General features: G+C 57.6%; 14 protein-coding genes and 1 tRNA gene. 10 read left to right on the top strand and 5 right to left on the bottom strand.

Annotated features, from left to right (window positions below; genetic code table 11):
- From C1713_RS01065 to C1713_RS01040, 5 genes are all read left to right on the top strand, one after another.
- Window positions 1–551 (top strand): ABC transporter ATP-binding protein (locus C1713_RS01065; RefSeq protein WP_102492751.1); only part of this gene is annotated, 551 nt, incomplete at its 5' end.
- A gap of 60 nt (window positions 552–611) precedes the next feature.
- Window positions 612–1,463: a PD-(D/E)XK nuclease family transposase gene (locus C1713_RS01060; protein ID WP_102492750.1), complete on the top strand. Its 852-nt coding sequence runs from the start codon at window positions 612–614 to the stop codon at window positions 1,461–1,463.
- 496 nt (window positions 1,464–1,959) lie between these two features.
- Window positions 1,960–3,219: an S-layer homology domain-containing protein gene (locus tag C1713_RS01050; RefSeq protein ID WP_102492749.1), complete on the top strand. Its 1,260-nt coding sequence runs from the start codon at window positions 1,960–1,962 to the stop codon at window positions 3,217–3,219.
- Window positions 3,220–3,350: 131 nt separating this feature from the next.
- The gene (locus C1713_RS01045) at window positions 3,351–3,545 is read left to right on the top strand and encodes a type II toxin-antitoxin system HicA family toxin (RefSeq protein ID WP_102492748.1); all 195 of its coding nucleotides are present in this window, start codon (window positions 3,351–3,353) and stop codon (window positions 3,543–3,545) included.
- A gap of 13 nt (window positions 3,546–3,558) precedes the next feature.
- Window positions 3,559–3,984 carry a type II toxin-antitoxin system HicB family antitoxin gene (locus C1713_RS01040; RefSeq protein ID WP_009753235.1) on the top strand — a complete coding sequence of 142 codons (426 nt, stop codon included), beginning with the start codon at window positions 3,559–3,561 and terminating at the stop codon, window positions 3,982–3,984.
- Between the two features lie 104 nt (window positions 3,985–4,088).
- Here C1713_RS01040 and C1713_RS01035 read toward each other — a convergent pair whose 3' ends face one another.
- From C1713_RS01035 to C1713_RS01020, 4 genes are read right to left on the bottom strand one after another with little or no spacing between them, the layout of a single operon-like run.
- The gene (locus tag C1713_RS01035) at window positions 4,089–4,505 is read right to left on the bottom strand and encodes a PIN domain-containing protein (protein ID WP_102492747.1); all 417 of its coding nucleotides are present in this window, start codon (window positions 4,503–4,505) and stop codon (window positions 4,089–4,091) included.
- Window positions 4,489–4,716 carry a hypothetical protein gene (locus C1713_RS01030; RefSeq protein ID WP_009753233.1) on the bottom strand — a complete coding sequence of 76 codons (228 nt, stop codon included), beginning with the start codon at window positions 4,714–4,716 and terminating at the stop codon, window positions 4,489–4,491. Before C1713_RS01030 ends, C1713_RS01035 begins: the two co-directional genes overlap by 17 nt.
- Window positions 4,717–4,771: 55 nt before the next feature.
- Window positions 4,772–4,945, bottom strand: coding sequence for a YjfB family protein (locus C1713_RS01025; RefSeq protein ID WP_102492746.1), 174 nt, complete (start codon window positions 4,943–4,945; stop codon window positions 4,772–4,774).
- Between the two features lie 17 nt (window positions 4,946–4,962).
- On the bottom strand, window positions 4,963–5,790 hold the full coding sequence (locus tag C1713_RS01020) for a hypothetical protein (protein WP_009753231.1): 828 nt from the start codon (window positions 5,788–5,790) through the stop codon (window positions 4,963–4,965).
- Between the two features lie 518 nt (window positions 5,791–6,308).
- On the opposite strand from C1713_RS01020, the gene mtaB reads away from it, so the two are divergent.
- The 5 genes from mtaB to nirJ2 all read left to right on the top strand — a co-directional run bounded on the left by mtaB (window position 6,309) and on the right by nirJ2 (window position 11,010).
- Window positions 6,309–7,598: a tRNA (N(6)-L-threonylcarbamoyladenosine(37)-C(2))-methylthiotransferase MtaB gene (mtaB, locus tag C1713_RS01010; RefSeq protein ID WP_102492744.1), complete on the top strand. Its 1,290-nt coding sequence runs from the start codon at window positions 6,309–6,311 to the stop codon at window positions 7,596–7,598.
- 138 nt (window positions 7,599–7,736) lie between these two features.
- Window positions 7,737–7,814: transfer RNA gene (locus C1713_RS01005), tRNA-Arg, on the top strand.
- 169 nt (window positions 7,815–7,983) lie between these two features.
- Entirely contained in the window at window positions 7,984–8,610 is a 627-nt protein-coding gene (locus tag C1713_RS01000) for a TetR/AcrR family transcriptional regulator (RefSeq protein ID WP_102492743.1), read from the top strand.
- Window positions 8,611–8,674: 64 nt separating this feature from the next.
- Window positions 8,675–9,865 (top strand): putative heme d1 biosynthesis radical SAM protein NirJ1, encoded by a 1,191-nt coding sequence (gene nirJ1 / locus C1713_RS00995; protein ID WP_102492742.1) that lies wholly within the window; start codon window positions 8,675–8,677, stop codon window positions 9,863–9,865.
- Between the two features lie 8 nt (window positions 9,866–9,873).
- Window positions 9,874–11,010, top strand: a complete 1,137-nt coding sequence (gene nirJ2 / locus C1713_RS00990) for a putative heme d1 biosynthesis radical SAM protein NirJ2 (RefSeq protein WP_009753225.1) — start codon at window positions 9,874–9,876, stop codon at window positions 11,008–11,010.
- Window positions 11,011–11,620: 610 nt separating this feature from the next.
- Here nirJ2 and C1713_RS00985 read toward each other — a convergent pair.
- Window positions 11,621–12,367, bottom strand: a complete 747-nt coding sequence (locus tag C1713_RS00985) for a hypothetical protein (protein WP_102492741.1) — start codon at window positions 12,365–12,367, stop codon at window positions 11,621–11,623.
- Window positions 12,368–12,418: the final 51 nt, after the last annotated feature.

Here is a 12,418-nt window from a genome sequence, read left to right as displayed (position 1 = left end):
CCATCCTGCCGCAGGAGCGCACGGCGGCCGCGGGGCTCACCGTGCGCGAGCTCGTCGCCTATGGACGCTTTGCCCACGCGGGGCGGTTCTCCCTGCGCACGGGGGCGGCAGACCGTGACGCGGTCGCGTGGGCGATGGAGATGGCGAACGTCGGCGCATTCGCCGCGCGCGACGTACACACCCTCTCGGGCGGCGAGCGACAGCGCGTCTTCCTCGCGATGGCGCTCAGTCAGAAGCCGCGCCTCCTCCTCCTCGACGAGCCGACCACCTACCTCGACATCGCGCATCAGCTGCGTGTCATGGAGATCACGCGCCGCCTCAGCACGGAGCACGGCATGACCATCCTCATGGTCCTGCACGACATGGCACACGCCATGCAGTACGCCGACGACATCATCCTCGTGCGTGACGGTGCTGTCGCTGCCACGGGCACGCCTGCCGAGGTGCTGACCGAGAAACGCATTGCCGACGTATTCGGCGTCCGCGTCGAGCTCCTGCGCGCGTCGGGCGGCACCCGCATCCCCGTCCCCCTCGCCCTCGTGGGGGAGTGAGAAAATATAGTTGCGCAGTCTTCCTCCATACGATAAAATATGGGTGAGGATGTGAATACCATGATGCACGATGCGCTGGAGCGACAACGGTTCGAGCAGGCAGTAGCAAGCCTTTGTCTACTCGACGATCCGTTTATGACGGTTGTCTTTCAAGACAATCTTGCATGTGTTGACCTTGTCATCCAGATTGTCCTGAACAATCCAAATCTCCATGCGACGCGAGTCATAACGCAGGATACCATTCAAAACATCCACGGACACAGCGTTCGTCTGGACATTCATGCACTTGCCGATGGACAGGAATTCAACATCGAGATCCAGCGTGCGGCGGGCGGCGCGGCACGGCGGCGTGCTCGTTACAATGGGAGCATCATGGATGCGGCGGCGTTGCAGACAGGAGAGGACTACGATCGCCTGCCGGAGACCTATGTAATCTTTATTACAGAGACAGATGTACTGCAGGGCGGGCAGCCGATCTACCACATCCAGCGCAGAATTGACGGAACGAACGAGCCATTTGACGACGGAAGCCATATCATCTATGTCAATAGTTCCATCCATGATGGGGCAACACCGCTCGGCCGTCTGATGCATGACTTTCGCTGTACGCGCGCTGAGGATATGTACTACAAAGTCCTTGCTGAGCGCGTTGGGCAATTTAAAGGAAACGTGGGAGGAGATGAGAGGATGAGCAATCAACTGTGGGATGCTTATGTCCAAGACTATATTGTGCCCAAAATTGAACAAAGAAACGCGGAGCGCTGTGAGCAGGCTCTTATGGAGGGGAAGAACACGGAACGGCTCTCCTCCATCAAAAACCTTATGCAGAACCTCAAATTCTCTGCAGAGAAGGCAATGGAGGCACTCTCCATTCCAAAATCGGAGTGGGCACGCTATAAGGCAATGCTGTGAGAAAGAACGGATGCGGAGCAATCTGCATCCGTTCTTTGTATCAAAAATCATTGACAATGCACGATAAAATTCATACAATGAAATTGTCTTCACCCTGATGAGAGGAGGTAAAATCATGGCACAGACCAGCGTGAGCATCCGCATGGATGCAGACCTCAAGCGAGCATTCGACGAATTCTGCAACGCCAACGCCAGCCTCCCCTGCCGAGGCGGGGGAGGTGGCACACGCAGTGTGCCGGAGGGGGCGCCACGCACGCGGGGATGTCTCTGCCATAGGAAGTCAGCAGCCACGCACAGAATCTGAAACTAATCTGAATTTCATCACCTAGTATAAAATTAATTCACAATAGGACTTGCATTTTGCTTTTCTGCATGGTAATATAAAGACGTTCCAAACGAGAGGATACAGAGGGCAAAGGAAACATGGATACTTTCACCCGCGTATTCCTCCGAATGGAAATCGAGTATTTCTCATTTATTGAAGGAGGAGTTTCTCATGAAGAAGACACTCGTATCCGCACTCGCGACGGCACTCGTTGTCGGCGCAGCATCCACCACGTTCGCAGCTGCGAACCCGTTCTCCGATGTGCCCCGTGACCACTGGGCATACGACGCTGTGACGCAGCTCGCTGCTGACGGCGTTGTCGAGGGCTACGGCGACGGCACGTTCCGCGGCGACCGCAACATCACGCGTTACGAGATGGCGCAGATGGTGGCAAAGGCAATGGCAAAGGGCGATATGTCCGCATCGGATCGTGCGCTCGTTGACCGTCTTGCCGCAGAGTTCGCTGATGAGCTCAACAACCTCGGCGTCCGCGTCTCGAACCTCGAGCGCAACGCTGACATGGTAAAGTGGAACGGCAAGCTCCAGTATAAGTATGAGAGCCTCCGTCCCGAGGGACAGGCAAAGGACACCACGAATGAGGTGAAGTTCCGTCTCGAGCCGAAGGCTGAGATCAACGATCACTGGCATGCGATCGCACGTCTCGATGCCGACCTCAACGTTGCAGATGACACGGGCAAGGATGGCAAGGTTACGCTGAAGCGTGCCTACGTGCAGGGCGACTACACGAACTTCCAGGTTCGTCTCGGCAAGATGGCGCTCCTCTCCTCAGAGGGCTATCAGAGACCGGGATCCATCGTCCTCGATGACAACTTCTCTGGCGCACAGGTCATGTTCGGCAGTGATCTGAAGGCAACGCTCGAGGCTGGCCGCTACAAGGGGGCATTCCTTGATAAGGATAACCTCAGCGAGCGTGCGAACTACTATGGTGCGAAGCTCAACTATGAGAAGAACAACTTTGTCGCAGGTGCAGGCTACTACCACTTCAAATCGAAGGATATCGGTTCCTACACATCGAACGGCAAGGATACGCTTAACGTTTGGGGCGTAGACCTCGGCTATCACTTCGACAAGAACAGCTTCCTCTCGGGTGCCTATGCACATGCGAACAAGCTGGATGTAGACAATAAGTACAAGAAGTCCTATCAGGTGACCTACGCCTACAAGGGTGCAGATCAGGCCGACAAGGGCTCGTGGGGCGCATACCTCTCCTATCGTTACCTCGGCGGTGCATCGGTTGCTGCAACAACGGATGGTGCACAGTTCGGCACGAAGGGCATTGAGGTCGGTGCGGACTACACACCGCTCAAGAACGTTGTTCTGACGGGTAAGTACTTCAACGGCAAGAAGCTCGAGAGCGGCAGCAACGACAAGGTTCAGAAGCTCTACGGCACGGTTGAGTTCTTCTTCTGATCGATTCTTCGGTCAGCGGCAGAACACCGCCTAATAAAATCCCCCTCCTGCGGGAGGGGGATTTTTGTGTTGTGTTTTTCTTGCCCATGGGTGATTCCACGTGTTATAATACGCCAAAGGAGGGGGAGACAATGCGCAGTTATTCGTCCCGAGAGATCATTAAATTTTTGAAATCTGATGGATGGTATGAGGTGCATTGTGTCGGGGATCACCACCAATTCAAACATCTGACGAAGAAGGGGCGTGTGACCGTGCCGCACCCTGTCAAGGATCTTCCCCAGTATCTTGTAAAGTCGATTGCCGAACAGTCGGGGCTCGCACTCTAAGGAGGGAATTCCCATGAATGATACGTATGTGTTCCCTTCCGTTTTCCATACAGAAGCGGACGGTATTTCGATATTTTTTCCTGATTTGCCGGGCTGTTTTTCGTGCGCAGATACAATGGAACAGGCATTTTCGCGTGCGAAGGAGGCACTGCAGCTACATCTTTACGGGATGGAGGAGGATGGTGAGACAATCCCTGCCTCATCGCCCGTCGGGAAGATTCCGCTTCGTGCAGGAGAAACCATCGCTATGATTGAGGCGTGGATGCCTCCCTTCCGTGAGCGGATGGATAACAGGGCGACCAATAAGACGGTGACCATTCCACGTTGGCTTGATACACTGGCGCGGCGAGAGAAGGTGAACTACTCTCAGCTCCTCCAACGTGCACTGAAATCCTATCTCGGCGTAGGAGAGAATCCATCCTCACGTGTGCATATTTGAGGAATCAGTGAAACATGGGAGCTGCCGGATTGACGTAGATTTTGTCCGATTTACTAACGATAAGCGGACAAAAAAGATGCATCAACGCAAAAAAGGGGTGTTTTTTATTGAGGCAATTTTTTTAGAAAAGATTGTGGCGTGAGCGCTGGCACACGTGACGAAGTAAAACCACTTGCATCTCGTGTGATGATAAAATTGCAGTGGAGGGATTCCGCACAAACGGCGACAAGTCCGTCCTCAAAATCAGGCGTCCGATTGTGCAGAGCCTTCTGGATGTGTGCATACGTAACGTCACAGACAGAAAGAATATCCAGAATGTGTTCTATCGCTTGATAGGCCAGCTCTGTATCGTGCAGGTTCTTCCGTACAAAGTAGAATATGTCTGTGATGCACGAGGCTGTCGTATATCCCTTGATTTGTCTGCTTTCGCAGAGACGGAGAACGTCTGCGGATGATGCTGCGAATGGTGCTCGGGCGAGCAGAACGTCGAGAATGATGTTTGTATCACATAGGATGTTCATGACGTTGCAGCCTTTCTTCGCGGATGTCCGTTGCCATTGTTTCCGCAGGAGCGTTTTTTAGCAGGCCATATAGATGGTCCACTGCACTCATTTTTGGGGCGACCATGTGCGCGACGGGTTTTCCCTCGACGGTGAGGAAAATATCCTCATGTGGAATGAGAGCCAAGTATTTATCCATATTGGCGTGAAAGTCAACGGTGGTGACAAACATAGTGACACTCCTTCCTTAAAAAAAGGGGCTGTGCTACTGCACAGCCCCTACTCTGTTACACGGATACGTCGATGCTGCCGCCGAGGCTCGGGTCGAGGCTCGCGGTGCTCTGCTCGATCAGGTCGAGTGCCTCACTGCTCGAGTCCATCGCCATCTTTGCGGCGGCGATGCCGACGCTCTGTGCAGTCTGCTGTGCCGCCATGCTGACGGAAAGCTGTGCAATATCCATACTACATTCCCTTCTGTTTAGACATAGATGCTGAAGAGATTCAGCATGTTCGAGTAACGCGACATGGTGGGCAGGGAGCGTCCATTCAGGATGTTTGACGCGTAGCTGAGCTGCCCGCCGATCGCCTGCTCCATGGTCGGGATGACGCTGCGGCGCGAGAACTGTGCCGCCTCTGCGTGACGGTCGGCGCGTCCCGCGAGTCCGCCTCGGCCGAGAATCGCCTCGGAGCGTGCGGGGGAGTCGATGAGTGCGTCGGCGAGCAGGTTCTCGTTGACGCGCAGCTTGCCTGTTGCGCCGTCGACGGAGATGCCCATCTTCGCATACGAACCCGCCATATAGGTGGTGTCGGAGAACTCGCTTGAGAGTGCCTGCACGCCCTTGCCGAGTTCCTTGTTCTCGCGCAGGAAGTCACTCGTCTCGTTGTACTTGCTGACGAGGTCCTTCACGTCCGAGATCGCGCTCTTCAGACGGTCGCTGTAGGAGCGTGAGCCGTCGGCATTCGTCGTGATGTCGCTGCGGCTGAACTTGAAGTCCGTGTTCTCGACGGCACGTGCCGCCTTGCGCAGATCCTTCATGTTGCCGTCGTACTCAGCATAGAACTTGGAGCTGGTCTCCGCATAGGTCTTGCGCAGCTTTGCCGCCTGATTCGCAATGGCGAGGATGGAGCTGAGCTCCTCTGCGCTCGAGTCCTGCCCGCGGTACTGTGCGGAGTAGAGACTGCTGTTGCCCTGCCGCTGCATGGGGCCGCCGAAGATGGCACGCGTCGCATCCGTGCGAGAGTTGCCGGCGTAGAGCGAGCGGTAGATGCTGCTCGCCGCGCTGGTCATCTGTGTAATCGTTGCCATGAATTTCCTCCTTCCGTGGTGTGTATGGTAGGGATTTTTTTCTACACCTATTATATCGTTTTTTTCGTAAATGTCATTAGGTGAGGGCAAAAATTTATCACGGCGGGCGTGCTGCGCGTGTGCCTTGCAAAGGCGGGCGAAATCTGTTAAGATAAAAGTATAGAGAAGGAGAACCTCTCATGGGGGATGCTCTCCTTCACCAGCAGACGGAAATAAACCGCTCCCGTGCCAAAAGCAGGGCGGTTATTTCTTTTTTATTGTTGAAACGTCACACGAGACAGAGGCGCCCCCTCCGGCACACTGCGTGTGCCACCTCCCCCGCTTCGGCGGAGGAGGCTGAGCTGCCGCGCCTCCAAGCCTCCCCCGCAAACGGGGAAGCTAATATACAGGTATCCTAAGCCTTCCCCGTTATCACGGGGAAGGGGGACCGCGTAAGCGGTGGAAGGGGCACAAAGAAGGGGCTGCTGCACGAAGTTTGCGACTTCGTGCAACGGCCCCATGAAAACAGGAGGTGTGCGGTGCGCGCAGCATTTATGACGCTCGGCTGCAAGGTGAATCAGTTCGAGACGGAGACGATGGAGGGACTGTTCCGTGCGCGCGGCTATGAGATCGTGCCGTTCGAGGAGCGGGCGGATGTCTACGTCATCAATACGTGCTCAGTGACGCATCTGAGTGACCGCAAGTCCCGCCAGATTATCCGCCGTGCCGCGCGCATGAATCCGACGGCGTGCATCGCTGTGGCGGGCTGCTACGCACAGGTATCGCCCGAGGAGGTGCGCGGCCTCGAAGGGGTGCGTGTCGTGATCGGGACGGAGGAGCGCGCGCGCATTGTGGACTATGTGGAGGAGGCACTGCGCGCGGACGGTGTGGTGGAGGAGATCACGGATGTGATGCAGGCACGTGCCTTTGAGGATATCCCCCTGCACGGCGTACCGCACCGCACACGTGCCTTTCTCAAGATCGAGGATGGCTGTCAGAATTTCTGCTCGTTCTGCATCATCCCCTATGCGCGCGGTCCGGTGAAGTCGCGTCCGCTCGCGGCGGTGGCGCGCGAGATGGAGAAACTCGCGGCGGCGGGCTTTCGCGAGGTGGTGCTGACGGGGATCCATCTCGGCGCGTACGGCATCGACCTCCCGCAGCGCCCAACGCTCGCCGATGCGTGCCGCACAGCGCTGCGCACGAAGGAGGTGCGGCGGCTGCGGCTGGGCTCACTGGAATCGGTGGAGCTGTCGGAGGATCTCCTCTCGCTCGTACGGACAGAGCCGCGCTTTGCGCCGCATCTGCACCTGCCGCTGCAGGCGGGGAGCGACAACGTTCTGCGTGCGATGAACCGCCGCTACGATACGGCGGCGTTTGCGCAGCTCCTCGCCGATGTGCGCCGCGCCGTGCCGGGCGCGGCGATCTCGACGGACATCATTGTCGGATTTCCGGGGGAGACGGAGGAGGACTTCACGGCAGGCCTTGACTTTGTGCGCGCGATGGGATTTGCGCGGATGCACGTCTTCCCGTACTCGGCGCGGCGCGGTACGCCGGCGGCACGGCGCACGGATCAGATCGCCCCGCCGGTGCGCAGGGAGCGTGCAGCGCGGATGCAGGCACTCGCCGAGGAGATGGCGGAGACGTATCATCGTGCGGCGCTCGGCACGGTGGATGAGGTCCTCTTTGAGACGGAGCAGGACGGCGTGGCGGACGGGCTGACAGGGACGTACATCCGCGTCTATACAGATGCTGCCGTCCCGCGCGGCGAGCTCGTCCCCATGCGTCTCGTGCGTCTCTGCCGCGACGGCGTGTGGGGCGAGCGCGTCTAGGAGGCTGCACAGAGCCCAATGCGGCGCTCCCTTTTATTTGCTTGTGCAGCATATCTATGGCAATCCTGCAGCTTCCGGAAAATCCCCCTTGACAGTCTGCCTCAAAGATGTTATTATAATCACCGTCGCAAGACACGTGACTCAGTAGCTCAGCTGGATTAGAGTATTTGACTACGAATCAAAGGGTCGGGGGTTCGAATCCCTCCTGGGTCACCATTTTGAACGCAGACGCCGATGAAGATCGGCGTTTTTTTGTACATGGATGATATTTTTGTCATTGAGAATGAAAATATGAACGAGGTTCATATTTTGCTTTTCAAATGGCTTTTTTTTCGTTATAATAGTATTACTAACGAGAGAGGGTGCGATTCGTTTGGAAGAGAAGATGGGACGCCGTGAACGAAAGAAGCTGCAGTCGCGCAAGATGATTCTCGAAGCCGCGATCAGCGAGTTCTCGAAGAAGGGCTACAAGGAGACGTCGGTTGCGGACATCATGACGGCGGCGGATCTCGGCATCGGCACGTTCTACAACTATTTCGCCTCGAAGGAGGAGCTGCTGTTCTCCCTGCTTGGACGGCTGGGGGAGACGATACGCATGGCGCTTGCCGAAGCGCGGTCGGCGGAGCGCAGTTCGCTGGAGCTGCTTGAGGTCGGTGCGCGCGTGACGGCAAAGTTCCTCGATGAGAACCGCTTTGTGATGCCGCTCTTTCTCTCGGTGTCACATCATAAGCCGCAGGGGGCCCCTCCGCAGGAGGGGGCGGAGGATAAGCCGCATCCGAGCCGCATGGCGCCGCAGGTAAAGCGGGTCTTTACCGAGATTATCCGCGAGGGACAGGAGGCGGGCGAGATCCGCAGCGACGTTCCTGTCGATCTGATCGCGGAGATGTTCCACTCGCTGTATCAGGCGGCGGCGTTCAGCCAGCTGGAGCTGAGTTTTCAGGAGAATATCGCGCTCAAGACACGCCTCCTCCTCGACGGCATCCGCAGGCGGGACGGGCAGTCAGAGGGCTGAGTGTTGTTTTCCCTACGGAGTGACGGCGCGAGCCGTGTTCCAATCTGTGTATTTAGGAGTACCAATGATCAGTGTAACGAAACTACTTTTTATGGATGAGTACTATGGTGATGCGCTGCGCTACTCGCACAATGCGCATCGGATGAAGAGCGGTGCAGCAGAGGGCATAGGCCCCGTGGTGGTCTGGAACTCGACGCGTACGTGCAATCTGCGCTGCCGCCACTGCTATATGGAGTCGGACGGGCAGAAGTACGACGGGGAGCTGACGACGGAGGAGGCAAAGCGCTTCATCGACGATCTCGCGGAGTTCCGCGTACCCGTGCTGCTCTTCTCGGGCGGCGAGCCGCTGATCCGTCCTGACTTTTTCGAGCTCGCGGAGCACGCGGCAGAGCGCGGCGTGCGTCCGACGCTCTCGACGAACGGGACGCTCATCACGCGCGATGTGGCACAGCGCATCAAGGATCTCGGCGTGGGCTATGTCGGCATCTCGCTCGACGGTCTGGCGGATGTGAACGATATGTTCCGTGGGGTGGACGGCGCGTACCAGCGGGCGATGGAGGGCATCGAGAACTGCGTCGCCGTCGGTCAGCGCGTGGGGCTGCGCTTTACGATCAATCACCACAACATCATGGAGCTCGATAAGATCTTCGATTTCATTGAGGAAAAGGGGATCAACCGCGTCTGCTTCTATCACCTCGTCTACTCGGGGCGCGGCGGGCAGATGATGGATGAGGATGTGACGCCAGAGGAGTCGCGGCGGGCGATGGATACGATTATCGCGCGGACGAAGGACTTTGAGGCGCGCGGTCTCAAGAAGGAAATCCTGACGGTGGACAATCATTGCGACGGGGTCTATATGTATCTGAAGGCACTCGCCGAGGGCAACGACGCGGGCGCGGAGCAGATCAAGAAGCTGATCGGCGCGAACGGCGGCAACCGCTCCGGGATCGCGTTCGGTGAGGTGGATCCGATGGGCTATGTGCACCCCGATCAGTTTACGCAGCATCATACGTTCGGCAATGTGCGCGAGCGCAAGTTCGGCGATATCTGGCAGGATGTGACGAATCCGATCATGGCGGGGCTGAAGGATCGTAAGCCGCTCCTGAAGGGACGCTGTGCGCGCTGTCAGTATCTCGACTGGTGCAACGGAAATTTCCGCACGCGTGCCGAGGCACGGACGGGGGATTTCTGGGCGTCCGATCCGTCTTGCTATCTGACGGATGAGGAGATCGGCGTCACGGGGGCGGCACTGTGAGCGCGCCGATGGAAGCGGCGCACGCCGCACAGAGTGCCCCGGCAGGACATCCGCATGGCATGGGGCATCCCGGTGGACATCCGCATGGCATGGGACAGGGCGGTCACCCCGGCGGGCACCCGAAGGGCGTCGCTGGCGGCGGGGTGAAGATCATCTCGTGGAACGTGACGAACGCCTGCAATATGTACTGTGCACACTGCTATCGTGACGCGGGCTGCCGCGCGGACGAGGAACTCTCGACCGAGGAGGGCAAGAAGCTCCTGCGCGAGATCGCAAAGGCGGGGTTCCGTATCATGATCTTTTCGGGCGGTGAGCCGCTGTCGCGCCCCGATATTCTTGAGCTAGTCGCCTATGCGCGCGGGCTGGGTCTGATCCCCGTGTTTGGCACGAACGGCACGCTGATCGACCTGCCGACGGCAAAGGCGCTGAAGGAGGCGGGCGCATGCGGGATGGGCATCTCGCTCGACTCGCTCGACAAAAAGAAGCACGATACATTCCGCTCGTTCCCGGGCGGCTGGGACGGCGCGGTGCGCGGGATGGAGAACTGCCGTGCCGTCGGTCTGCCGTTTCAGATCCACACGACGGTGATGGACTGGAATGCGCACGAGCTTGAGGCAATGACGGATTTCGCCGTGGAGATCGGAGCAAAGGCGCATCACTTCTTCTTCCTCGTGCCGACGGGGCGCGCGGAGACGATCGAGGAGGAGTCGCTGCGCGCAGAGGCGTATGAGGATGTGCTCACGCGCATCATGAAGAAGCAGGAGACGGTGGACATCGAGCTGAAGCCGACCTGTGCGCCGCAGTTCCTGCGCATTGCCGACCAGCTCGGAGTGGATACGCGCTTTTCGCGCGGGTGTCTCGCGGGGCTGACGTACTGCATCATCAGTCCGCGCGGCAAGGTGCAGCCGTGTGCCTATCTCAACCGTGAGCTCGGCGATGTGCGCGAGACGCCGTTCGATGAGATCTGGGCGAAGAACGAGGTGTTCAAGGAGCTGCGCACGCTCGACTACGGCGGCGGCTGCGGCTCATGCAGCTATAAGAAGGCGTGCGGCGGCTGCCGTGCGCGTGCCGCGTACTACCACGGCGGTGACTTCATGGCGGAGGAGCCGTGGTGTCTCTACCACGGACGCCGCGGTGAGGCATAAAGAGATGTGAAAAGCCCCCGACGATGGTCGGGGGCTTTTGTGTGAGATTTTAGTTGCGGATTTGAACAGATGTTTGTATAATAAGAATAGAGACCTTAACAGGCAGGGCGTCTATTTCTCCACTTCCATTATCCTACGGGAAAGGAGGTGGTGCACATGGGTTACTACGAGTTCATCTTTGCGTTGATTCTCGTCACTGGCTACATTGTTGCGATAAAAAAGAAATAACCGCCCCTACTAGCCCTAGCGTGGCGGTTATATCCTCTGCGTGAAGAAGTAGACGCCTTGTCAGGGTCTCTTCTCTATGTCTCTATTATATCAGAGAGCCACGTAACGTGCAAGATTTATTCGCTGCGGGTTACATCCTCGCTGTAAAAAAGAAATAACCGCCCTGCCTGAGAAACGGTGCGGCTAAATCCATATCCGTTTTGTGCCCCTTCCACCGCTTGCGCGGTCCCCCTTCCCCGTGATAACGGGGAAGGCTTAGGATAACGGCATATTAGCTTCCCCCGCTAACGGGGAAAGTGGCGAGCGCAGCGAGCCGATGGGGGATATGTAACAGCCCCTTTTATGTCTCTACTATATCAGAGAGCCACGTAACGTGCAAGATTTATTCGCTGCGGGCTGCATCCTTGTGCCCTGCATCGTCCTTGTCTTTGCTCTCCGCATCATCGAGTGCCTTCTTCGTCAGTGCGGCAGTGAGGGAGGTGACGGCATTCGCCGCCGCATTGTCCTCCTTGGGGGCGGCATTTTCCTTTTCCTTTGCCGCAGCGGCTTCGAGGTCGGCGCGCTCCTGCACGGACTGACGCCGCAGGGCGTCGGTATGCTCTGCTTTTTCCTTGATGATATTTTGGAACTCACCGATGTTTTTTGCGTTCTCACTTATCTGTGTGCCGATGAGTCGCTTATCCTCTCCTGTGAGCCCTTCGGCATTGTATTGCCGTTCTAATTCGCGCCCCTTCTTGTAGAATGCGCTGAGCCAATCCTCGTCGGTCATTCCCGCCCGCTTCAGCTTGTCCGCTTCCTTTTGCAGGAGCGCCTTATCGTCGTCTGTGAGCTTTTCGTCGGTCGCGATGCGCTGCTCGATGGCGGCGGCTTCGTCCTTTTTCGCGCGTTTCTCGTTCGCCTCGTTCTGTTCGGCGGCGAGTGCCGTCTCGGCGGGGGTCAGGCGGTCGTCGGGGGCATCCATTGCGCTCAGTTCGCGGCCTTTCGCGCTGATATAGACCTCGGCGGCACGGGAGAGGATGGTCGGTGCAGCTTTTGTGTTTTGCCCTGCTGCCTGTCCCGTGGCCTGACGTGCGGGATGATTGTCCGTGTGCAGAAAGGAAAGTTTTTCATCGATACGCTGTGTTTGCATGATCAGCACCTCCGCAGAGAACGATCTCTTTATCTATCATATCGTATGGAG

Source organism: Centipeda felix, from assembly GCF_900186465.1.
Taxonomy (GTDB): Bacteria; Bacillota; Negativicutes; order Selenomonadales; family Selenomonadaceae; genus Centipeda; species Centipeda felix.
The sequence above is the reverse complement of the archived record's forward strand: the minus strand, read 5'-3'. Positions and strand labels throughout refer to the sequence as shown.